Raw genomic sequence first — 23,783 nt, 5'->3', positions numbered from 1 at the left:
TCATTAGCATTTTTCAATGCCACGCTAGAATAGCATTAGCGTTGAAGACTAGAAATAAAGGGGTGTGGATATCCAAAACGTTTCAGCCGTTTGCATTGATATAACTTGAAAGAATCTTTAAGGAGAAGACAACAGTGTTACAGGGGTTAGAAAATCTTCTATCTGCCCATTCTTACATACCACACGGTCATTGTTACCTTTGGCAGACTCCTCTTGTGGGACTGCATTTGGTGAGTGATGCGCTGATCGCCATTGCTTATTTTTCGATTCCCGCGATGCTGATCTACTTTGTTCGTAAACGGAGTGATCTGCCTTTTTCCAGCGTTTTTGTCTTATTCAGTGCTTTTATCATTCTCTGCGGTATCGGGCATTTACTCGATATTTGGACGCTTTGGTATCCATATTATTGGATATCGGGGCTAGAACGGGCTTTGACGGCGTTTGTTTCTGTATACACCGCTTTACAATTAGTGGAATTATTACCGAAATTTCTCGCTTTGCGATCGCCTGAACAACTGGAAATCCTTAATATACAGTTAGAACAGGAAATTGCCGAACGACAACAAATTGATGAAACTCTGCAAAGTATCTTATCGGGAACCGCTTCAGTGACTGGGGAAGATTTTTTTCCAGCTTTGGTGGAGAACCTCGCCACCGCATTAAATGTTCCCTATGTGTTTGTCTGTGAGAAAGTTAATGAACCGAGACAGGGGTTGCGTAGCGTTGCATTTTGGTCTGGAGATCATCTAAGCAATAATTTTGAATACAACAACGAGACACCTTGCAATATTGTCATCAAAACTCAACAACTTTGTTACTATCCGAAAGATTTGCAACAGTTTTTCCCCAATAATTCATTACTCAAACAACTCAACGCCGACAGCTACATGGGTGTTCCTTTGTTTGATAACGATCAAAAGGTAATTGGTAACTTATCTATTCTTGATGTCAACCCCCTAAAGACAGATAAACGAACCCGAGCCATTATGTCTGTTTTTGCAGCACGTGCGGCGACTGAATTGCAACGCAAATGGGCAGAGGAAGACAAACGTCGTGCTTATGAACAGTTAGAATTTCGAGTAGAGGAACGAACCGCAGAACTGGTGGCCGCGAATACAACTCTTGAAACCGAAATTAGAGAAAGAATTGCAGTAGAAGCAGCGATCCAATTAATGGTACAACGAGAGAAGGCAACCACTCATATCATTTCTAAAATGCGTCAAACTCTAGATTTAGAAACTATTTTTCAGGTCACGACAGCAGAGCTACGTCAGGCAATTGCCTGTGATCGGGTATTGATTTATCGTTTTAATTCTGACTGGAGCGGAAATATCGTTTCCGAGTCGGTTGCTCCGGGTTGGAAGAGGTTATTTCATACCCAGGCAAATACCCCTGAACTGACTCAAATTACAGTCAATCAAGACAATTGTGCAGCGGCTAAATTTCAAGGTTCTGATGGACTCATTCAAGACACCTATCTACAAAACAATCAAGGCGGAATTGATCGTATAAAAAACAATTATTGCTGGGTTCCTGATATTTATCAAGCCGGATTTGACGCTTGTTATATAGGATTTTTAGAACAATTAAAAGCCCGATCCTATACAATTACACCGATATTTTGTGGTGATAAACTTTGGGGAATGTTAGGGGTTTATCAAAATAGCAATCCCCGCGCTTGGCAAGAAAAAGAAGTAAAGATTATTACCCAAATTAGTAATCAACTGGGGGTAGCAGTACAACAAGCCGAACTGTTTGCTCACACTCAACACCAAGCCGAAGAACTCAAACAAGCAAAAGAAACAGCGGATGCGGCGAATCAAGCCAAAAGTGAGTTTTTAGCCAATATGAGTCACGAACTCCGTACTCCTCTCAATGCTATTTTGGGCTTCACTCAACTGATGCAGCGAGATGCTTCTTTAAAAGCTGAACACCAACAATATATCAAGATTGTCAACAAAAGTGGTGAACATTTACTCGGGTTAATTAATGATGTATTAGAACTGTCTAAAATCGAAGCCGGACGCACCACCTTAAATGAAACAGAGTTTGATCTCTATCAGTTGCTCTGTTCCCTAGAAACCATGTTGAAACTTAAAGCTCAAGCCAAAAAATTATCTCTTAAATTTGAAATTGATTCTCAGATTCCTCCATTTATTAAAAACGATGAAAGTAAACTTCGTCAGGTTTTGATTAATCTTCTAGGGAATGCAATTAAGTTTACAAACAAAGGTCATGTTACCCTGCGAGTTAGGCATCATAAATCAGAACAGCTTAATACTCTGATTTTTGCGGTCGAAGATACAGGGCCAGGAATTTCCCCAGAAGAAATTCAGGATTTATTTAAGGCGTTTAAACAAACAAAAATTGGCCGAGAATCCCAAGAGGGTACGGGTTTAGGGTTGCGAATTTCACAGAATTTTGTGCAGATGATGGGCGGTAAAATCACCATTGAGAGTGAAGTCGGAAAAGGGAGTTGTTTTAGCTTTGTGCTTCCTATTTCTGTCGTTGAAACCACCCCAACCGTTCCATCTCCTGATATTAGTCAGGTCTCAGGTTTAGCACTGGGACAACCCAATTATCGGATTTTGATTGTGGAAGATCATCCAGTCAATCGTCTTTTATTATTGACTTTATTAAGTGAAATTGGTTTTGATGTCAAAGTCGCTGAACAGGGTCAAGAAGGGATTAAGATTTGGCAAGAGTGGCATCCAAATTTGATTTTTATGGATATGCAAATGCCCATTATGAATGGTTATGAAGCGACTCAAAAAATCAGGGAATTTGAGAAAGAATTCACACCAGATAGTCCTCATATCCCCATTATTGCAATTACCGCCAGTACCTTTTCTGAACAGCGAGATCAATGTTTAACTTTGGGTTGTGATGACTTTATCAGTAAGCCCTTTCAGCGAGAAGAACTGTTAGAAATATTAAGCCTTTATCTAGGGGCAGAATATTGTTATAATCAGACCGAAAAAGATCAGATAGAGTCTACGTCAGAGTCTACCCAAAATCAATCTGATCACCCGTTAAAAAGAACAGATTTTGCGATTATGTCCTCAGAATGGATTGATCAATTTTACCAGGCTGCTGCTCAAGGTAGTGATGATATCTGTTTAAATCTGATTAAGCAAATTCCCTCTGAACACTCGGTATTGATTCAAGAGTTAGCCGCTTTAGTGGAATCTTATCAATTTGACGAAATTATGTTATTAATTCATTCGTAAGCCTGGAGAACGTATTGAAGGAAAACTTATGCAATATTCAACTCAACTCAATCAAGATTTATTTCCATTAATTTCAAAAGAAGTATCTAATGAGATTAAGATGGGTGATGACAACCTTTTAGTCGAAATAACTGTTGATATTTTGATTGTGGATGATGTACCCGAAAATATTCGTCTGTTGTCCAGTATTTTGGCAGATCATGGATACCCAACTCGAAAAGCAACCAATGGTGTGATGGCATTGAGAGCCGTTAAAAGTATTGAACCGACTCTGATTTTACTTGATATTAGAATGCCAAAGATGAGTGGTTATGAAATCTGCAAACAACTTAAATCTAATCCTAAAACTGCTCATATTCCGATTATTTTCTTGAGTGCAACAAATGAGATTGAAGACAAAGCAAAGGCTTTTAAAGTTGGGGGGGCAGATTACATTACCAAGCCTTTTTATGTGGAAGAAGTCTTAGCTAGAATCACACATCAGATCAAAATTATTACCGCTCACAAAACTATTCTTCAACTCAAACAGCAAATAGAACAACAGGTTTAAAACTACATTTAAGCTACTTTATAACCTTCTCATTTCAAATTGTTTAAAGTGGTATTACATGATTCACTCACCGAACTTCCCAACCGAACTTTTTTGATCAAGCGACTCGAAGAAGTCTTAAAGCAACAGCAGATGTATCCCAATGCTAAATTTGCTTTATTTTATCTTGATTGTGATGGCTATAAAAATATTAATGATTCTTTTGGTTATGCTGTAGGTGATCAATTACTCATTTCAATTTGTCAACGCTTGAAATTGGCTATACGTCAAAATGATTTTATTGCCCGTTTAGGAGATGATGAGTTTGTGATTTTACTCCCTAATATTGAAAATTCTCATGTTCCGCTTAAAGTTGCAGAACGTATTTTTGAAAATTTTAGGACTAAATTTTTTATTCAAAACAGAGATTTTGTGATCTCATTTAGTTTGGGTATTCTCGTCGATTTATCACCCTATAAAACTGCGAATGATATTCTTAGAGATGCTGATAAAGCTCTGTTACAAGCGAAATATTTAGGAAAAGATCGATATCAAGTTTATAAGCCTTCCTGCTATTAGTCAAAGCTAAAAATTAGTCGTGATATCATTCAATACAACTACTTTTAATGCTTTAATAATTTGATTTTAACCCGATGTTAACAGCGGTATTAGATAGCCAACCGATGATTGATGATGAAACACGACAGCTTGTTTTAAAGATTTTTGCAGCGAGAGCCAGCGCCGAATTAGAACGTAAAATATTTATTTGAGAAACGTGGACAAATTAAAGTTAAAGGCTGGGGATAAATGACGACTTATTGGTTGAAAAAAAGTTGAAAGTTCAGATATTCTATTAAGACTTTATTATATTTTGAGCAAAAAATCTCAAAGCGTGATAAATCATTTCTATAGGTAGAGTCTAGCAAATTTAGCCTCAACTGCTCGTATTTTCTGCTCGTATCATAGACCACTGCTTACGAGGGAAAATTCAGCCTATGATTGAAAAAATTTGCAATAACTTGCAGTACACCCAAACTAAACAAGACTAATGAGAGAACTTGACACAGAAAAAACAATCAACCTGCTCAATACCATCATGGAATTTGAACTTGCAGGTGTTGTCCGCTACACACATTATTCTTTAATGGTAACAGGGCCAAATCGTTTGTCTATTGTACAATTTTTCCAAGCACAAGCTACAGAATCTCTACTTCATGCTCAACAAGCGGGAGAAATTCTTACCGGTTTAGAAGGACACCCGAGCCAAAAAATTGCTCCCATTGAGGAAACATTTCAGCATACAGTCAAAGATATTTTACAGGAAAGCCTCAGCCATGAGAAAAAAGCACTTTCACTCTATAAAGACTTGCTGGATGTTGTAGAAAATTCCAGTATTTATATCGAAGAATATGCTCGGACATTGATTGGTCAAGAAGAATTGCATAGCATAGAAATCAAAAAAATGTTACGAGACTTTGCCTAGTTTTTAGAGATTAATAGAGAAGGCGGTCGCTAATTTTATGAGTCATAATTATGACTCATTTCCCCTAAAAATTGGCGATCGCTGAAACTAGAGGTAGCTTGGCATGGCACAATAGTACAAATCAGCGCCCAACTGACCGCAGAGTTGCGGAAAAAGAATATTTTTGACGAATAGGCAACAGTTGGCTGTAAGCTGTTTGACAGCATTTGTAAGGATTCAAAATGGCAACGATTAACGACAACTACCTCAAACTCAAAGCAGGCTACCTCTTTCCTGAAATCGCCCGACGGGTGAATAGCTTTATCGAAGCAAATTCTGACGCCAAAATTATTAAACTCGGAATTGGCGATGTCACCGAACCTCTACCCGAAGCCTGTCGCACGGCGATGATTAAAGCGGTTGAAGAAATGGGCGATCGCAATACCTTTAAAGGTTATGGCCCCGAACAGGGTTATGCGTGGCTACGGGAAAAAATTGCTCAAGAGGATTTTCAAGCCAGAGGATGCGATATTGATGCGTCGGAAATCTTCATTTCTGATGGTTCTAAATGCGATACAGGCAACATTCTTGACATTTTTGGTAAAGATAATATCATTGCGGTTACTGACCCCGTATATCCGGTCTATGTCGATACAAATGTCATGGCGGGTCATACAGGTTCGGTCAATGAACGAGGTGAATTTGACGGTTTAGTTTATCTTCCGATCACCGCAGAAAATAACTTTACGGCAGAAATTCCTAGTCAAAAAGTTGATTTAATTTACTTGTGTTTTCCCAATAATCCTACAGGCGCAACAGCGACTAAAGACTATCTAAAAACTTGGGTTGATTACGCCAAAGCAAACGGCGCAATTATTTTCTTTGATGCGGCTTATGAAGCATTTATTACTGATTCCAGTTTACCTCATTCTATCTATGAAATAGACGGGGCGCGAGATTGTGCGATTGAGTTTCGATCTTTTTCTAAAAATGCCGGATTTACCGGAACTCGTTGTGCTTTAACAGTGGTTCCCAAAACCTTAACGGCGAAGGCATCTGATGGTTCAGATGTGGAGATTTGGAAGTTGTGGAACCGTCGTCAGTCTACGAAGTTTAACGGGGTTTCTTATGGGGTTCAACGGGGCGCAGAAGCCGTTTATAGCACTGAGGGAAAAGCACAAGTCAGGGCGTTAATTGACTTCTACATGGAAAATGCCACGATTATTTGTGAACAATTAAAAGCGGCTGGTTTATCTGTTTATGGTGGTGTTAATGCGCCCTATGTTTGGGTGAAAACACCTCATGGTTTATCGAGTTGGGATTTCTTTGATAAGTTGCTCCAAACTTGTAATGTTGTTGGCACACCGGGTTCTGGATTTGGGGCGGCAGGTGAAGGATATTTCCGTATTTCTGCTTTTAATAGCCGAGAAAATGTCAATGAGGCGATGAAACGAATTACGGAGAAGTTTAAGGTTTAGTATTAAGATTAGGTGGGCAATGCCCACCTCATTTTCAGACTGAAATAAAAACACCTTTTTGAAATTAAATCAATAATAAAAATGGTACAAATACAGACAAAAAAAATAACGCTAGATGAATTTATACAGTTAGAAGAAACTGAACCTGCAAGTGAGTATATTGATGGAGAGATTATTCAAAAACCAATGCCACAAGGAAAACATAGCACTATTCAAACCGAATTATCAACTGCAATTAATACTGTATTAAAACCACAAAAAATTGCTAGGGCTTTTTCAGAGTTGCGATGTACGTTTAGTCAAAGCTCAATAGTACCAGATATTTCTGTATTTATACAGAGTCGAATATCTCGTGATGAAAGAGGTGAAATCGCTAATATATTTCCATTAGCTCCAGATTGGATTATTGAAATCCTTTCACCTAATCAAAGTCAAACAAAAGTAACGAAAAAAATCTTAAATTGTTTTAAATTTGAAACTCAAATGGGCTGGTTAATTGACCCAGAAGAAAAAACAATATTTGTTTATCTTCCCACACAAGCACCCGCAGTCTTTGATGAACCCGAACAACTACTTCCAGTTCCTGAGTTTGCCCATGAACTACAACTCACGTTAGGTCAAGTCTTTGATTGGTTGTTAGAATAAAGATTGTTTTTCTCAATCCGTAGCGAGGTTGTCTTTCAAAAATCAGCTTCATATGACACAATAGATTAAGTAGCAACCGCAATTTTGATCAATGTCTTCAAATCCTGCTTCTCTCGATTTTCCCTTTAGGCGTTTGCGGAATGTACGAACTAAACTATTACGCCTTCATAAAGCACTGTTAGAATCTGAAAAAATTGAGTACGAAAAAGTTAATGGCCCAATTCGTTCTCGGGGAGAATTTTTTCAACTGGTGCTTGGAGACGAAATGTTTAGTTGGTTGCGTCCCTTTTCTCAATTAATCGCTCAAATTGATGAAGTGATGGCAGCGAAAGATGAGCCAGTTACTCTACAACAAGTCAATCACCTCTTAGAAGAAGCTCAAGTTTTGCTTCGCCCTTCAGAAAATGGAAATGTTCGAGAAAAACGCTATTTTGAAGCGATTCAACGCGATCCAGATATTGCGTTTATGCACGCTGAACTCTCTCAAATTCTCGCCTCTAAAAATTAATCTCTTGATGTCTTTATTCATTGTGAGTCTTGATCAGTTTGGGTTCAATTTGAATCAATATAGAGTCAGCCAACCCAAGCAAATGTTCAAGCAATGTATTGAGTTGGCTAGGATCATCTGAGTTCTTCGTTAATTCAATAAAAAATACTCTCGAACCCAGATAAACCGATCAGACAAACTATTGGAAACCAAACTGGATAATGGCTCCTAAAAATTCATAAAAGGTAACTTGTTCATCTCCATTTTGATCGGCTTGCTGTAAAAGAACTTTGAGTTCCTCTGTCTCCACAGGTAAATACAACTGATCAGCAATTTTTAATGCTTCCTGAAATGACAGTAAACCATCGCCATCTGTATCAAATTCTCGAAATTTTTTGAGAATATTATAATCTGGCTCTATTGCCATCAAAAATTCTTCAAACTCAATACAGCCATCTTGATTCGCATCAAGGTGTTTAAACTGCTTGATTAACTTTTCTTTCTCTTGCTCTAGCAGATATTGCAAATATTCCTCTAGCACGATTTTACCATCGTGATTGCTATCAATTTGAGCAAAGGATTGTTTGAGTTGTTCTAATTTCTCAGGAGAAAGTAGCTCTTTTGCCGCCTCTGATACCTCAAATCCAAAACCTTCAGAATTCATTCTTCCTATTTGTTCAACTGACTATTTCCTTACAGCTAAGGAGTTTATCACAAACATTCCTCAATTCCCTGAGTTAACCCAATATCATCTGCTTTGTGGGATTTCACTTTCCTTCTGACTCATAGGTTTGAGGGGGTTCGTCTAAGTTTCCCTTTCCTCAGTCATCTAGAAGCCAGGAGAACAACTATCCGACGGAAGACTATCCATTTAGACATCACCAGCACTTGTTGTGCGGTTAACCCGTCTCTTACATGACATTGGGGTGAGATTACTCTAGATGATCTTTGTATAAAGTTTGTAACATTTTTTCAAGTTGAGCTTCAGGACAATAATCAATTAACGAATCAAAAGCTTCTACTAATTTTGCAGCACCTTCTCCTAATGTTGGACTCATATCCCAAACATCCTGAACCCACTCAGAGGAAGACTCATCATAAAAAATTAAACGTTCAAGTTTTTGTTTTGCTTCTTGTTTTGAGATAGACATTGATTTTCTGTTAGCGATCACAATCCTACTTATTTTGGAAACCGTAAAGTTCAAACTGGAGTTTTATATTAATAGTTATCTTATCGCATCAAGGTTCAAAATACAAGAAAACTTAAAAAGTCTTTCAAAATTCATTCTTCTTCTTTGTTTCCGGGTGATTTAGGATGATCTTCTCCCCACTTTCCAGAAGATTCCGCAGCTCGTTTTGTCGGTTGGGGTTTTGTTCCATATTTTAGCAGTTCTAACTGTTGAGGTTGGGATTGATATTTATTCTGATCAACTGAATACTTGTTCTGACCTTTTCGCCGTTGTGATGTTCGTTCTTCGGCTGTATTTTCAGTCACAACTTCATACAAAATAGCCTGTTTATTGGCTTTACTTCCCTTTCGTAAAACACGCCCTAAACGTTGAATATATTCTCGTTGGGAAGCCGTTCCCGATAAAATAATTGCAATCCGAGCGTCAGGAACATCAACCCCTTCATTCAACACATGAGACGCCACTAAAGTTTTATATTCTCCTTGGCGAAACTTAGATAAGATTTGATGACGTTCTTTAACCGGAGTTTGATGAGTAATTGCTGGAATTAAAAAATCCTGAGAAATCCGATAAACAGTCGCATTATCCCCGGTAAAAATCAAGATTCGTTCTGGATAATGTTGAGAGAGTAAATTTGTCAATACTCGCAGTTTTCCCTCAGTACACAGTGCAATTTCTTTCGCTTGACGATGGGCTAACATCGCCCGTCTTCCCGTTGGAGAGCGCGAACTAATCATCACAAAATTTTTCCAGCCTTCTAAACTCCCCAATCTAATCTTATTGTCTTTAAGGAAATCATTTCTAATCTTAATTTGCTCCTGATAAACCTTCTGTTCTTGTGGAGAAAGGCGCACGAAAATCTGGACATTTTTATGTTCAGCCAATGCAACTCCGGCAAGTTGTTCCGGTGTTTTATGATAAACATTAGGCCCAATTAAATAATGTAAATCACTATGTTTTCCATCCGAACGATCTGGAGTTGCCGTTAAACCCAAACGATAAGGAGCAATTGCATATTCAGCAATAACCCGATAAAAATCCGTGGGTAAATGATGACATTCATCAAACACTAACAACCCATATTTATTCCCAATTGTCTCAGCATGAATCGTTGCACTATCATAAGTTGCCACTAAAATCGGGGTTTTATCTCGTGAACCTCCCCCTAATAAACCAATCTCCAAATCCGGAAAAGCCGCCTTTAAATGAGCATACCATTGGTGCATTAAATCCAAAGTCGGAACAACAATTAAAGTGCTGTTTGATGTCGCTTGCATTGCCATTTGAGCCAGATAAGTTTTTCCCGAAGCCGTTGGCAAAATTACCACTCCTTGACTTTGGGCTTGTTGCCATGCTGTTAAAGCTTCCTGTTGATGAGTATAGGGTTTCATCTCCACGCTCGGAACAAATTCCAAAGATTTAAAATCTTCCGCCTGATCAACAAAATTGACATTTTCAGCTTCTAATGATTTGATTAAAGAACGATAATAAATTGCCGGAATGCGAAATTTTTCTACCCGATCATCCCAAGTTGCAAAGTCAATCCAGGCTTTTCCTTTTGGAGGAGGATGCAAAATCAGGGTACCGCGATCAAAGGATAAAATTGGAGTGCGAGGCATAAGATTTATCGCTATCAGTGAAGGGTGGAAAGAATTGACCAACGGTCACAGCAGGCTCCGTCGTTTTACGGCGGAGTAATCTGTGACTTAAACATCTATTTTAATGATTAACACTAAATTTAACGATGTCTAACAATCAAAAGCAAATTTTCGGCTGGCTGATGTATGACTGGGCAAATTCTGCCTATATCACCACTGTTGTTGTTGCTGTATTACCCGCCTATTTCGCTGCTGTTGTCGTGCCGAAAGGGGGGATTTCCTTTGGTGGAACCCTTTATAGTGCAACCACAATTTGGGGATTTCTGATTAGTTTATCAGCTTTTATTGTTTTTTTAATTGCTCCGGTGATGGGAGCGATTTCAGACTTCTCAGCTTCTAAAAAGAAGTTTCTCATGGCATTTTGCTATAGTGGCAGTTTTGCGACTTGTTTATTATTCTTTTCACAAGCCGGGGATTTAGTTCAGACTATCATTTTACTTCTCATTGCTCAAGTCTGTTTTGTGAGTGCTAACATTTTTTATGATGCTTTCCTACCCAGTCTAGCTTCTGAAGATCAAATGGATTGGATTTCAGGGAAAGGATTTGCTTATGGTTATGTCGGAGGAGGGTTACAATTTGCCCTTTCACTCGGGTTAATTGCAGGACATCAAGCTTTAGGAATTTCTGCTGAACTGGCGGCTAGATTAGCAATTTTAATGGCGGGATTCTGGTGGGGTGGCTTTTCAATTTTTACCTTTTTGTATCTTAAAGAAGCCCCTACACTGGAGAGATTACCTGTAGAATATCGTCATCTTCCCTCTGGAATTGCTTATCTAAAAGTGGGACTGATTAGAACTGTTGTTACCCTGAGAAAACTGCAATATTTTAAACAGTTATTATCCTTTTTGATTGCCTATATGATTTATAATAATGGTATTCAAACTGTTGTTGTCATGGCAACAATTTATGGAACTGAAGAATTAAAATTCTCAACAAATGTTTTGATGATTACCTTGTTAGTCATTCAGTTTGTGAGTGTTGGAGGTGCATTGGCATTTAGTAAGTTAGCCGAGAAAATATCCGCTAAAAAAGCCTTAATGGTGAGTTTAGTGGGTTGGTCATTTGTGGTGATTTATGCTTACTTTTTGACCACCCCAACTGAATATTTTATCTTAGGGGGAATTGTCGGATTAGTTCAAGGCGGATCTCAATCTCTGAGTCGATCTTTTTATGGTTCAATTATTCCCGTTCACGCTGCGGCTGAATTTTATGGATTTTACTCAGTTTTTAATAAAGGATCAGCAATTATTGGGCCATTAGTTTTTGCTTTAATTCGTCAAATTACAGGAACCGCCCGCACTTCTATTCTCTCCTTAATTATTTTCTTTATTCTGGGTTTAATCATTTTAGCAGGTGTTAATGTCGAACAAGCCAAAGCCGCAAAAGCAGCCAGTCCTTTAAATTAAGTAAATTTAGAGTTTATCTTTGAAAAGAAGTGTGACAATTACTGATAATTTGGAAATTTTAGGTTAGGATTTAAACTTAAAACCTCTCATCTTTTGTTTCTCAGTTCAAGTTACCCCATTTTCTGCTGTGAAACCCGATCAACTTGACCTCAAAATGGCGAGTCAATTTGCCCAGTTTGCTTTGGGATGTGTCTTGCGAGAATATCCACACGTTCAATTATATTGGCTAGACAATGGTGAAGATTTTATTCCTCATCGCCAACTCACTCCGGCATTTTATGGCTGTTTAGACTGGCATTCAGCCGTTCATAATCATTGGATGCTTGTGCGGTTAATCCATTTATTTCCTCATGCTTCATTTAATCAGACAGCCCGAGAAGCAATTGCCCAAAATATTACCTCTGAACAGATTAACACCGAAGTTAACCATTTACAATCTCAGCCTCGGTTTGAATGTCCTTACGGTTTAGTATGGCTTTTACAACTCACCAGTGAATTAAGAGAATGGCAAGATATTCAAGGCAAAAAATGGCTGGAAATTCTCCAACCCTTAGAAACCGTTGCTGTCCAAAATCTACAAAAATGGTGGCAAAATTTATCCTATCCTAACCGTACAGGTAGCCACGCTCAAACAGCATTTGCTTTCGGTTTAATTTGGGATTGGGCAAGCGCTCATCACCCCACTTTAATCCCAGAAATTGAGCAAAAAATCCGTCAATTTTATCTCAATGATTGTAATCATCCTCTACATTTAGAACCCTGGGGATATGATTTTCTCTCACCAACATTAGCCGAAGCCGACTTAATGCGACGCCTTCTTTCTCCGGATGCTTTTGCCACTTGGTTAACTCAGTTTTTACCTAAACTTCCCACTGAAAAACAAACCGATTGGTTGCCGCCTCTTTCTGTAGAAAATCCCCACGATTATGCCCAATCTCATTTTGATGGTTTAAACTTAAGTCGGGCTTGGATGTTAGAAGGTATTATTTCAAAATTACCAAGTTCTGATGCTCGTATACCCGCCCTAGAAGCCGTTGCTTGGGTGCATCGAGAAATCGGTTTAAATTTAGTCTCTGCGGTTGACTACAGTGGGAGTCATTGGTTAGGCAGTTTTGCGATTTACCTGACGACAAAGCGAGGATTACCAATGCACAATCATTAAGATTTTCTCAGAATTCTGAAACTGAAGTCTGATTGCAGAATTCTAATTTAATAACTTTTCTTTCTCTATCTAATTTTATGACTGAGTTAAGACAAAATTTGATTACAAGAGATTGGGTGATTATTGCCACTGAACGAGCAAAACGTCCCCATGAATTTACTCAAAATGAAATCCCCACTCTGAAAATTCCTGTGTATCGTTCAGATTGTCCGTTTTGTTTGGGTAACGAACATCTAACCGGAACCCCTGAATCTTTGCGACTTTGTGAAGGCGTAGGAAGTGATTGGAAAGTACGAGTTGTGGGTAATAAATATCCTGCTTTATCTCAAACTGGAGAACGAATTAGAAATATTGACGGTATTTTTCGCTCCTTATCGGGTGTCGGTTGTCACGAAGTCATTATTGAACATTCTCGCCATGATTTAACCACCGCTTTAATGAGTATTGAAGACATTTCAAGTATTCTCCGAGTTTACCGGAAAAGATACTCAGATTTACGTCAAGATTCTCGAATTGAAACCATTGTAATTTTTAAAAATCATGGACGAGGAGCAGGTACATCTCTGGAACATCCTCACTCCCAAATTGCTGCTTTACCTATTGTACCTTATCAATGGCGCGATCGCACTCAAGAAGCAATTCGCTATTACGATGATACTGGAGAATGTATTTTTTGTCATACCTTACAAGAGGAACTAAACACCCAAGAACGGATTGTTTTCGAGAGTCAATATTTTGTCGCCTTTATTCCCTATGCGGCTCTTTCTCCCTTTCATATTTGGATTTTTCCCCGTCGTCATTCTTCCTCTTTTGATGAGATTACGAATGGAGAAATTACCGATTTATCTCGAACTCTCAAAGTCGTTTTAGCAAAACTTTATTATGGGTTACAAAATCCAGATTACAACTATACAATTCGCTCTATTCCAACTTCTGATAAGTATGCAGAATATTTTCATTGGTATATTGCTGTTGTGCCACGAGTTTCGCTATCAGCCGGGTTTGAGTTAGGCAGTGGAATGTATATTAATACCGCTTTACCTGAAGAAAGTGCAGAATTTTTGCGAAACGTTACGATTCCCCATGATGAAAATTCTGATGATGATGATTTTAATAATGATAATTTAGTTTATCTGCGACATTAACTCCTTCAAAAATATGTAAGTAAATCATTCATTCCTCACAATAAAGGCGGGTTTATTTAGATTTTTTGTAAAAACATTTTGGTAAACCCGCCCCCGTGAAATCGTTAACTCTCTACAGAAAACGCAGCCGTTGATTCAGGTAACTGAACTTTTGTTCCACCCAAACCACAATATCCATTCGGATTTTTTGCCAAGTATTGCTGATGATAACTTTCAGCAAAATACAACTCAGGAGCTTCGATAATCTCAGTTGTAATTTCTCCATATCCTGACTTAGAAAGCTCCTGCTGATAGGCATCCCGTGAGGCTTCCGCAGCGCTTCGTTGCTTGTCAGAATAGACATAAATTCCAGAGCGATACTGAGTTCCGACATCATTGCCTTGACGCATTCCTTGAGTCGGATTATGGCTTTCCCAGAACACTTTCAGCAACTTTTCAAAACTGATCACATTCGGATCATAAACCACCAACACCACCTCATTATGACCCGTTAAACCTGTACAAACCTCTTGGTAAGTTGGGTTAGGCGTGGCTCCTGCTGCATAACCGACAGCCGTGATATAAATCCCCGGTTGCTGCCAAAATTTGCGTTCAGCACCCCAAAAGCAACCCATCCCAAACATTGCCTTTTCCATGTTTTCGGGATAGGGAGGTTGTAGAGGGTTGCCATTGACGAAGTGATTCTCCGGTACTGGCATCGGTTGCGAACGTCCGGGTAGAGCATCTTCTGGCTTCGGCATCGCCACTTTTTTGTTAAATCCAAATAGTCCCATAAGTTTTAATTCAGTATTTGCATGACTACTTAATCTTACTTAACATTGTATAGAAAATCGCAGCCCTGATCATCCGTCAATGGTAAAGTGGGCAAAATTCATCAAACTGGGTGAGTAAGCTGTTAATATTCTGTTTTGTGGGAAGAAAACGAGATTGTTTGAGAAAATATCAATAATAGAGCTTTACTGTGTAGTATAAATTTAACAAAAATATGTCTGAAGATTCAGTAAATATTTTGATCATTGATGATCATCTTAATAATCTCCGAATGCTATCAACTTTACTCAGCCAGAGAGGATATCAAGTTAGAAAAGCCCGGAGCGGATCGATTGCATTAGAAACTGTTAAAGTTAGTTTACCCGATCTCATTCTTTTAGATATCAAAATGCCTGACATGAGCGGCTATGAAGTTTGTCGTCAACTCAAGGCCAACCCCGAAACTTGTGAAATTCCTGTGATTTTTATTAGTGCGCTTGAAACCACTTTTGATAAAGTAAAAAGCTTTCAAGTCGGAGGAAATGACTACATTACTAAACCTTTTCAAGTGGATGAAGTGCTAGCACGAGTAAAAAATCAATTGACAATTAAGCGACAAAAACAACTTTTAATCAAACAAAATCAACAACTTAAACAAGAAATTCGCGATCGCCAAAAAGCAGAAGCAGAAATTCAGTTCTTATTAAAAATGACTCAAGCGGTCAGTGAAGCCTGGGATTTTGAAACCGCTTTGGAAGTCACTTTGGCTGAAGTTTGTCAGGCGATTAATTGGGACTATGGAGAGGCTTGGATTCCTAAAGATTCTGTCATCGTTTACAAAGCTAGTCAAATTCATTGTTGTACAGATGGGTTAATTCAAGAATTTCAAAAGTATAGTATGAAGTTAGAGTTTGCTTCCAATGTAGGATTAGTTGGGCGGGTATGGTTCTCTCAAAACTCTGAGTGGATTGAGGATATTTCCTTAGAATCTGAGGAAATATTTGTTCGCTTTCAAATGGCTAAAAAAATAGGATTAAAAGCAGCTTTTGCAGTACCCATGATGTTTGGTAACAATTTTTTAGCCGTGTTGGTCTTTTTTAAAAAAGAGGCAATATTAGCCAATCCTCATGTGATCAAACTGGTGAGTGGAGTGGCGGCGCAACTGGGGGCTTTAGTTCTACAGAAAAAAGCAGAAGAAGCCTTACGAACTGCTTACATAGAATTAGAACGTTTAGCTAAAATTGATGGTCTGACTCAAATTGCTAATCGTCGTTATTTTGATGAATATTTGGAACGAGAATGGAAACGACTCGCTCGTGAAAAACAACCTTTATCTCTAATTTTATGTGATGTCGATTGTTTCAAACTTTATAATGATTTTTATGGACATCCAGCCGGCGATAATTGTTTAAAAGAAATTGCTCAAGCGATTTCCCGAGCAGCAAGGCGTCCGGCGGATTTAGTCGCTCGTTATGGTGGCGAAGAATTTGTGATTGTTTTACCCAATACTACATTAATTGGAGGTTTAAAAGTTGCAAATTTAATCCGCCAAGCAGTTAAAAAGCTCAAAATTCTTCATGCAAAATCTACTGTAGATTCTTTTGTAACCGTGAGTTTAGGAGTTTCCACTACCATTCCTCATTTAGAGCTTTCCCCCAAAACTTTAATTCGAGTTGCTGATGAAGCTCTTTATAAAGCTAAAAATAAAGGTCGTAATTGTGCAATTGCAACATCATTATAAAACGCTCTAAATCTTTAAAGATTAGGGAGATGATGAATAGTGATAATCGTCACCGGATTTAAAGGAGAAAATCGAGTTAAATTGCTAATCGGAACTGAACGGGATAACTGAACTTGTAACAACTGATAGCGCCAAGTAGGTTCAACTCTAATTCGTTCTTCTAACCAACTGAGGGCTAAATTCAAATGTTCTAATGTCGCCAAAGCTAAAACAATGACTCCTCCTGAAATTAGCCGCAGACTAGATAACCCTAAAATTTCCTCTAAGTTTCCTCCACTTCCGCCAATAAAAATCCGGTGAGGGGCGCGTAAACGATGCAAAATAGCAGGTGCTTCCCCATGAATTGAAATCACATTATGAGTTTTAAATCGTTCTCTATTCTGCTCAATTAATGCTGTTCCGGCGGCAGTTTTTTCCACCGAATATAGCGTAGAACTCGGAAATAAACGCGCAATTTCTATCGAAACTGAACCTGTTCCCGCCCCAATATCCCAAATAATTTGCTCCGGTTGTAATGCTAGTTCTCCTAATATTAACGTTCTCACTTCTCGTTTGGTCATTAGCCCAGGGCGATCGCTAAAACTACAAAACAAAGAGTCTGGTATTCCTAAAAACGGAACTTGAGATAAATCTAAACTCCGAGAAACACTAGACTCTCTTAACAACACAACCACATTTAATGGCGCAAATTTCTGAGTCGAAATAGCCGCAAATGACCAGTGTTGAACTCGCTCATCCGTCCCCCCCAAATTTTCACAAACCCAAAACTGATAAGCGGTTGCTAAATCCAGAGAAGATAGTAGACAAGCGATCGCATTTGGGGTATGATAAGTAGTATCTGTGAGAATGGCAATTTTTTCTGCTCCTTGTTGTAGGGCTTGAGTCAGTTGATCAAAAGAACGTCCATGTGTACTAATAATCTGAGCATCCTGCCAAGGAACTTTTACCCGATTAAATGCCAATTGAATTGAACTTATATGAGGATGAAAAGTTAATTTTTCCGGGGGAAATTTTGCTAATAATAACCGTCCTAACCCAAAGAATAGCGGATCACCAGATACCAACACAACGACAATCGGATCAATGTCTGGCGTATTTGTTTCAAAGGCTAGTAAATATTGCTGAATTTCAACTAAAGTTTCGGTTAAATCTTGTAGTATTATTCGAGATGCTCGATGATTAGGAAAATAACGAAGATGGCGATCACTTCCTACTAAAACTGTTGCTTGATCAACAATTTGTCGCACAGACTCGCTTAGTCCTGCTTCTCCATCCAAACCAATTCCAACCACCTGTATCGTCAATTTATCTCACTAGCCATCCGTTACCATATCCGTTAAAAAAGCATAAACCCAAAATCACCAAACATCAACCCATCCGTTAGAATATCCGTTTACAAAAAGCATAAATCCAAAAAACCTAGCATTAACCTATCCGTTACAAAACGCCAACACCATTAAAGCATTTAAAATCGCCGCAGCAACAGGAGATCCCCCTTTTCGCCCTTCTATTCTAATTTGGGGAATCGAAGTTTGAGCCAGTACCTTTTTTGATTCTACAACAGAAACAAACCCGACAGGAACACCAATAATTAACGACGGTTTAACCAAACCTTGACTCACCTGTGAACATAACGATAATAAAGCAGTTGGCGCGTTACCAATCACAAAAATTCCATCAGGAAATTCTTCTGCAACCTTTAAGAGTCCGGTTTCGGTGCGGGTTTTGCCGGGAAGGGGGTTTGAGACGTGTTCAATGGCGCAAATCAGGGGATTTTGAAAGGTTTTGGCGATCATTCCGGCAATTCCTTGCTTGACCATGCTGACATCTGTAATAATAGGCTTACGATTAGCTATGCTGGCAATTCCCTGCTCAATTGCACCTGGACTAAAACGAATCAGTTGGGCGAGTTCAAAGTCTGCGGTAGCGTGAATGGCTCGACGAACGATCGCATATTCGTTTGCTGTAAAGGAATGTTCGCCGATTTCACGATCAATGATTTCAAAGGATTTTTGAGTGATTGTTCCATCGAGTTGTTGAATCATAGTTCAGTCAAATCTTAAGTTATAAATTAAGTTAAATTGAGTGAGAGTTGCTGATAGTCGCTTTCTGGTTTAGATATTTTGAAGTGACTGTTTTCTACTGACTCAATCATACATTTTCCCACAAATTCCGCCAATTTAACCGGAACAGCATTTCCGATCATTTGTTCGAGATCGGTTTTAGAACCCTCAAAAATAAACGTTTCGGGGAAAGTCTGAATATAGCTTCTTTCTATTGTGGTTAACGGACGAATATTCGGAGTGATTTCTACCGGATCTTTGGGATGTTTTTTGTAGGTTTTCGGAATAGGACGGTTAACCCCCCTAACAGTTGGACTGGGTTCGTCAATGCTAAATATTCCTCGACGTTGATAACTTCTAGGATGTCTGTAATAATAGTTTAATCCCAATTTATCCCCCAAATAATCTCGAACCGTTGTTGGTTTTGAGGATAATTTTGATTCAAAATAACTCAAAAAACGATTATCTTTTCCGTGAAGTTCTCCCACCCAGAAAAACCGCTTTCTTTTTTGAGGAACCCCGCATAAACTCGCATCAAAAACCTTTTCAGTGAGTCCATAACCCGACTGTTTAAATAATACTTTTGCTTGAGTATATTGACGACTTTTTTTAAATAAGGCTACATTTTCAAGAATAAACCATTGGGGTTGAATTCTGGTAATAATATCAGTAAAGGCGAGAGTCAAATCACCCCGTCCTAAATTTTCATCTCGTTTTCCCGCACTGGAAAAATCTTGACAAGGAGGCCCGCCCACAATTATATTAGGGGTAAAAGGTTTGATTAAATTCACCGCAGTTTGAACATCTTGAAGGTCGCCAGAAAAAATGGGATGAGCGAAGTTTTTTTGATAAACTTTAATCGCACTTTCCCAATGATCAAAAGCGGCGACTATATTAAAGCCAGCCTGTTGTAAGCCGAGTGATAAACCTCCACACCCGGCAAATAAATCAACAACTCTCATCAGACTCAAATAGACAAACCTTCAAAACTCCAAAACAGGCCAACTTTCAGAGCGATAATAGTTCGTCATATCATCAAATTTGCGAAGTTCAGCCCGTTTGATGACGAGTTCTTGGGGTGAGTCTATCCATTGATGATTAAAATCCGACAAAACCGTATTGAGATGGTTCCGATCTAAATCCGATGGAATCGTCCCAAAATAGCCAAAGGTAATATGAGCAGTAAAATGATATTGCTGTTCAATACCCAAAGCCCTAAAACTCGGATTTTGATAAATAGCTCGCCGAAATTGTAAAATTTCCTCATAGGAAGCTTCATCTCGGGGTGCTAAACAAACACCAATAGCACGAGTCATCACAATCATTCCCAGAACTTGCCAACGAATCGGCTGATCGATTAAATTCGCTTTAAAAGCTGAAAAAGATTCAGCGATCGCCCCTTGTAACTTGTGTTCAAACTCAGGGTCTTGACAAGCATCCCGATAAGCATCATTCCAGATCAAATCAGCTAAAGTCAAGTGTAGACTATCGGGGGGAACCGGAACCCAAAACTGGGGATCTAATTTTTCCGCGAGTTGTTGCTGACAAGCTTGCAGATCGTCATAAAAACCGCGATTGTCTGGATCATCAGGAGCCGGAGGTGCAATGATGGTATAACCAGGAAACCGAACCGCTTGACGTCCGCCCTCGGGAAGTGGTTTATACTTGGGAGACTCCTGGATGTGATCTAACTGAGAATTATAAGTTTCTGGCAGCGTCATCCGCGCCACCCGATTCACGTAAACTTGGTAAGTATCGTCCAATCTTTTTCGCCTCTTGTTCAGAAACCGTCACCAATGCCAGTTTACCTCTACTGGGGAGATGATGAATTTTCTCTTGCCAAAGCTGTAGATGCTCTGCGCGAGTCCATTCTCGATCCTAGCTGGTCTACATTCAATTTTGACAAAATTCTACCCGATTCGGCAAATCCTGTTATTTCCGGCCTAAATCAGGCGATGACCCCGCCGTTTGGCATGGGAAACCGTTTTGTTTGGTTAGTCAATACATCGATCACTCAACAGTGTTCTGGGGAAGTCTTACAAGAATTAGAACGAACCCTTGCTGTCCTTCCAGAAACCACAACCCTGTTACTGACAACAACCAACAAACCCGATGGCCGACTAAAGTCTACCAAACTACTGCAACGTCACGCCACCGTTAAAGAATTTTCGCGAATTTCGCCTTGGAAAACCGATCAACTCGAACAGCGAGTCAAACAAGTCGCCGCCGAAGTCGGAGTCAGACTCACCTCACCCGGAGTTCAACTGTTAGCCGAAGCCGTGGGCAACGATACGCAACAACTCTACAACGAATTGGAAAAACTGAAACTCTATGCCGGAAACAACTCCGAAGCATTAAAACTCGAAGCGATCGCCACCTTAGTTCAGTCCAATACTCAAAACAGCCTCAAACTCGCCCAAGCAATTAAAGCCGGAAATACCGATCAGGCTTTAGAATTAATAGCAGCTTTGATCGATCACAACGAACCCTCACTCAAAATTGTGGCTACATTGGTGGGTCAATTTCGGACTTGGTTGTGGGTGAAATTGATGATTGATCGGCGAGTCAAAGATGAGCGAGAAATAGCCATTGCCGCAGAAATTGGTAATCCTAAGCGCATCTATTTTCTGCGTCAAGAGGTACAATCACTTTCAGTTCTACAACTCCAGTCCACCTTACCGCTATTGTTAGAGTTAGAAACCCAACTCAAACGCGGTGCTGATGAAATCTCAACCTTACAAACCCACGTAATCGCTCTGTGTACCCTATTTCAATCTCCAAGTAGAGGTTAGACACTGGGATCATTATGACATTTCCCACTCGGTTCGACCCTTTGAGTGTCTTGCCAAATCAGGTTACACAGCTTACAAAAACAGATAGTATCATTGAATTGCCAGTTACCCCAACACAGGGATAGCCATGCCAGACGAAAACCAACGCGACCTCCCTAAACAACTCGCTAAACAAGGTGATCCCAAAGCGATCGCCACGGCGATCAACCATTCCCTGAAACCGAAAGGCATTAGCGCCGATGTCATGCGGGAGAATGACTGTCTTCATGTCATGCTTGAAGGCGAACAAGTCCCCAATCATCAAAAAGCCTTAGTCAGCTTTATTGAGAACGGGATGAAAAAGCTGGACATTGACTCTGTACACACCGTCAAAATTTACGGACGAGAATTTGGGGATGATTTACCCGCTTGGGAAGATCAAATTATTCTCAAAGACTTTCCCGAAGAATCATTGGACTTTGAGGAAGAATTGATTCCTCCTGTACCACAGCTTGCAATTGATCAGGATGAGGAGGACTATTTGAACGAAGATGATATTCCTGAAGAAGTGCTTCCCGAAGATGTGATCGTTTCTGACGAGGAGGCTGAATACTATGATTTTGATGATGAAAGTATTGACGAAGAAGACATTGATGACAATATCGGGGTGAACTACAACCCGGAAGAAGACGACGACTTAGACGACGACTTAGAAGCAGAACCCCAACCAGTCCAGTCAGACAATAAGGGTAAAATACTGCTGTTTGTCGGACTGCTGATTTTGTTGGCGATCGCCGCCGTTGCCGGTTTACACTTGAGTGGGATTTATCCCCTTCCTTTTCTAAGTGGCGGAGATTCTGAGTCTGAAGAAGTCGAAACCTTAACCCCTGAAACTTCTGAACCCCCTCCCACCGCAGAAACCCCTGCTGCTGATCCGTGGGCGGAAGCGGTTCGGACTGCAATTAGTGCGGCAAACCTGGCTCAAACGGCTCAATCTCGAACTGAGTGGGAGAACGTCGCCAGCCAATGGAGACAAGCCTCGGAACTGATGGGACAGGTTCCCGAGTCGAGTGACAACTATCAAACCGCTCAACAAAAAGTTACGGAATACCAAGCCAACCGTGAAATTGCCCTTCAACGCGCCGCAGGTGCGCCCCAATAGGGACAAGTGAACCTCGAAACCCTACTTAAACTCAATCGTGTCATTCGGGTAATTGGTTTTGATGATGCTCCCTTTGAGCGCCATAGCGGTGAACCTGTCTCCATTGCAGGTGTCGTTTGTGGCGGAACTCGCTTTGAGGGGGTGGTTTGGGGACAAGTGCAACCGGATGGGTGGGATGCGACAGACACCCTTTGTCACTTACTGATTGGCGGTAAGTTTTTAGATCAGTTGCACCTGGTTTTAATTGATGGGATTGGTTTTGGAGGGTTTAATTTAATCGATTTACCGGAGTTGGCGAGTCGATTAGAAAGGCCTTGTGTTGCTGTGATGCGTCGTCCCCCCAATTTAAGCAAGATAGAACAGGCGCTACGACGTTTACCTGATGCAGACAAACGACTGCAAATTTTGCGCCGTGCGGGTCAAATTCATGCTTATCCGCCCTTTTTTTTTCAGGTTTGCGGTGAAGAACCGTTGGTGATCGCTCACGCTTTAGAGCGGTTGACAGATTGTGGTAAAGTTCCAGAAGCTCTGCGTTTGGCTCATTTAATTGGTGCGGCTGTGATCACAGGAGAAAGCGGCAGCCAAGCTTAATTGATAGAGACTCAACTGAGGTCAAAAACTTATCCTTTTTCGATAGGTAAATAATTCCGCACATATTGCCAGTGCTGATCTCCACAATGGGCTTTCAAAATATCTCGGGTTTTGACACCAATTACTAATTCTCCTTCAGGGGTATAAGAAAAGTCTTCGCCTGCTTGAATGCCGTTATTTGGGGTTTGGTTGAGAAGATTGAGAGTTTCGGCAACACAAGCTAGGGAATGATGTTCCTGTATCCAGTCGCAAGGGTCAGGAATATCATCGACAGGGGATTTGTACTCGTAGGTATTATTTTTTTGAGAAGATG

23 protein-coding genes are annotated in these 23,783 nt (G+C 39.8%); 14 read left to right on the top strand and 9 right to left on the bottom strand.

What is annotated here, in order from left to right; genetic code table 11:
* Nucleotides 1–134 precede the first annotated feature (134 nt).
* From M595_RS02740 to M595_RS02710, 7 genes are all read left to right on the top strand, one after another.
* A complete protein-coding gene (locus M595_RS02740) occupies nucleotides 135–3,230 on the top strand; it encodes a GAF domain-containing hybrid sensor histidine kinase/response regulator (protein ID WP_040483482.1) in 3,096 nt (1,031 codons plus the stop codon).
* 28 nt (nucleotides 3,231–3,258) lie between these two features.
* A complete protein-coding gene (locus tag M595_RS02735) occupies nucleotides 3,259–3,780 on the top strand; it encodes a response regulator (protein ID WP_023064521.1) in 522 nt (173 codons plus the stop codon).
* A gap of 48 nt (nucleotides 3,781–3,828) precedes the next feature.
* Complete coding sequence (locus M595_RS02730) at nucleotides 3,829–4,338, top strand: GGDEF domain-containing protein (RefSeq protein WP_023064449.1); 510 nt, start codon at nucleotides 3,829–3,831, stop codon at nucleotides 4,336–4,338.
* Between the two features lie 469 nt (nucleotides 4,339–4,807).
* The gene (locus M595_RS02725; RefSeq protein ID WP_023064467.1) at nucleotides 4,808–5,242 is read left to right on the top strand and encodes a ferritin-like domain-containing protein; all 435 of its coding nucleotides are present in this window, start codon (nucleotides 4,808–4,810) and stop codon (nucleotides 5,240–5,242) included.
* 221 nt (nucleotides 5,243–5,463) lie between these two features.
* On the top strand, nucleotides 5,464–6,699 hold the full coding sequence (locus M595_RS02720) for an LL-diaminopimelate aminotransferase (protein WP_023064487.1): 1,236 nt from the start codon (nucleotides 5,464–5,466) through the stop codon (nucleotides 6,697–6,699).
* Nucleotides 6,700–6,780: 81 nt separating this feature from the next.
* A complete protein-coding gene (locus M595_RS02715; protein ID WP_023064548.1) occupies nucleotides 6,781–7,344 on the top strand; it encodes a Uma2 family endonuclease in 564 nt (187 codons plus the stop codon).
* Between the two features lie 91 nt (nucleotides 7,345–7,435).
* A complete protein-coding gene (locus tag M595_RS02710) occupies nucleotides 7,436–7,852 on the top strand; it encodes a hypothetical protein (protein ID WP_023064598.1) in 417 nt (138 codons plus the stop codon).
* A gap of 178 nt (nucleotides 7,853–8,030) precedes the next feature.
* Here M595_RS02710 and M595_RS02705 read toward each other — a convergent pair whose 3' ends face one another.
* The 3 genes from M595_RS02705 to M595_RS02695 form a co-directional block, all read right to left on the bottom strand.
* Nucleotides 8,031–8,495, bottom strand: a complete 465-nt coding sequence (locus M595_RS02705; RefSeq protein ID WP_023064510.1) for an EF-hand domain-containing protein — start codon at nucleotides 8,493–8,495, stop codon at nucleotides 8,031–8,033.
* 268 nt (nucleotides 8,496–8,763) lie between these two features.
* The gene (locus tag M595_RS02700; protein WP_023064522.1) at nucleotides 8,764–8,982 is read right to left on the bottom strand and encodes a hypothetical protein; all 219 of its coding nucleotides are present in this window, start codon (nucleotides 8,980–8,982) and stop codon (nucleotides 8,764–8,766) included.
* A 131-nt stretch (nucleotides 8,983–9,113) separates the two neighbouring features.
* Entirely contained in the window at nucleotides 9,114–10,640 is a 1,527-nt protein-coding gene (locus tag M595_RS02695; RefSeq protein ID WP_023064574.1) for a DEAD/DEAH box helicase, read from the bottom strand.
* 125 nt (nucleotides 10,641–10,765) lie between these two features.
* Between M595_RS02695 and M595_RS02690 the strand changes: the two genes are divergently transcribed.
* The 3 genes from M595_RS02690 to galT all read left to right on the top strand — a co-directional run bounded on the left by M595_RS02690 (nucleotide 10,766) and on the right by galT (nucleotide 14,392).
* On the top strand, nucleotides 10,766–12,085 hold the full coding sequence (locus tag M595_RS02690; RefSeq protein WP_023064481.1) for an MFS transporter: 1,320 nt from the start codon (nucleotides 10,766–10,768) through the stop codon (nucleotides 12,083–12,085).
* 127 nt (nucleotides 12,086–12,212) lie between these two features.
* Nucleotides 12,213–13,247, top strand: a complete 1,035-nt coding sequence (locus M595_RS02685; RefSeq protein ID WP_023064478.1) for a DUF2891 domain-containing protein — start codon at nucleotides 12,213–12,215, stop codon at nucleotides 13,245–13,247.
* 77 nt (nucleotides 13,248–13,324) lie between these two features.
* Complete coding sequence (galT, locus tag M595_RS02680; RefSeq protein WP_040483481.1) at nucleotides 13,325–14,392, top strand: galactose-1-phosphate uridylyltransferase; 1,068 nt, start codon at nucleotides 13,325–13,327, stop codon at nucleotides 14,390–14,392.
* A gap of 104 nt (nucleotides 14,393–14,496) precedes the next feature.
* Here the strand turns inward: galT and msrA are convergent, their stop codons facing one another.
* A complete protein-coding gene (msrA, locus tag M595_RS02675; RefSeq protein ID WP_023064590.1) occupies nucleotides 14,497–15,165 on the bottom strand; it encodes a peptide-methionine (S)-S-oxide reductase MsrA in 669 nt (222 codons plus the stop codon).
* A 212-nt stretch (nucleotides 15,166–15,377) separates the two neighbouring features.
* Between msrA and M595_RS02670 the strand changes: the two genes are divergently transcribed.
* Nucleotides 15,378–16,883: a diguanylate cyclase domain-containing protein gene (locus tag M595_RS02670; RefSeq protein WP_023064597.1), complete on the top strand. Its 1,506-nt coding sequence runs from the start codon at nucleotides 15,378–15,380 to the stop codon at nucleotides 16,881–16,883.
* A gap of 14 nt (nucleotides 16,884–16,897) precedes the next feature.
* Here the strand turns inward: M595_RS02670 and M595_RS02665 are convergent, their stop codons facing one another.
* From M595_RS02665 to M595_RS02650, 4 genes are all read right to left on the bottom strand, one after another.
* A complete protein-coding gene (locus M595_RS02665; protein ID WP_023064499.1) occupies nucleotides 16,898–18,187 on the bottom strand; it encodes a bifunctional cobalt-precorrin-7 (C(5))-methyltransferase/cobalt-precorrin-6B (C(15))-methyltransferase in 1,290 nt (429 codons plus the stop codon).
* 126 nt (nucleotides 18,188–18,313) lie between these two features.
* Nucleotides 18,314–18,928: a cobalt-precorrin-8X methylmutase gene (locus tag M595_RS02660; protein WP_023064552.1), complete on the bottom strand. Its 615-nt coding sequence runs from the start codon at nucleotides 18,926–18,928 to the stop codon at nucleotides 18,314–18,316.
* A gap of 26 nt (nucleotides 18,929–18,954) precedes the next feature.
* Nucleotides 18,955–19,908 (bottom strand): DNA cytosine methyltransferase, encoded by a 954-nt coding sequence (locus M595_RS02655; protein WP_023064539.1) that lies wholly within the window; start codon nucleotides 19,906–19,908, stop codon nucleotides 18,955–18,957.
* Between the two features lie 21 nt (nucleotides 19,909–19,929).
* Nucleotides 19,930–20,667, bottom strand: a complete 738-nt coding sequence (locus M595_RS02650; protein WP_375339229.1) for a DUF1868 domain-containing protein — start codon at nucleotides 20,665–20,667, stop codon at nucleotides 19,930–19,932.
* Between the two features lie 75 nt (nucleotides 20,668–20,742).
* Between M595_RS02650 and holA the strand changes: the two genes are divergently transcribed.
* The 3 genes from holA to M595_RS02635 all read left to right on the top strand — a co-directional run bounded on the left by holA (nucleotide 20,743) and on the right by M595_RS02635 (nucleotide 23,470).
* Nucleotides 20,743–21,738 (top strand): DNA polymerase III subunit delta, encoded by a 996-nt coding sequence (gene holA, locus M595_RS02645; protein ID WP_023064526.1) that lies wholly within the window; start codon nucleotides 20,743–20,745, stop codon nucleotides 21,736–21,738.
* A gap of 127 nt (nucleotides 21,739–21,865) precedes the next feature.
* Entirely contained in the window at nucleotides 21,866–22,879 is a 1,014-nt protein-coding gene (locus M595_RS02640; RefSeq protein WP_023064599.1) for a hypothetical protein, read from the top strand.
* Between the two features lie 6 nt (nucleotides 22,880–22,885).
* Entirely contained in the window at nucleotides 22,886–23,470 is a 585-nt protein-coding gene (locus M595_RS02635) for an endonuclease dU (protein ID WP_023064551.1), read from the top strand.
* A 29-nt stretch (nucleotides 23,471–23,499) separates the two neighbouring features.
* On the opposite strand, the gene M595_RS30965 is transcribed toward M595_RS02635, so the two are convergent.
* On the bottom strand, nucleotides 23,500–23,783 hold a 284-nt coding region (locus tag M595_RS30965; RefSeq protein WP_023064490.1), incomplete at its 5' end, for a hypothetical protein.

Source organism: Lyngbya aestuarii BL J, assembly GCF_000478195.2.
GTDB lineage: Bacteria > Cyanobacteriota > Cyanobacteriia > Cyanobacteriales > Microcoleaceae > Capilliphycus > Capilliphycus aestuarii.
Note: the sequence above shows the minus strand (reverse complement) of the source record. Positions and strands in the feature narration are given on the sequence as shown.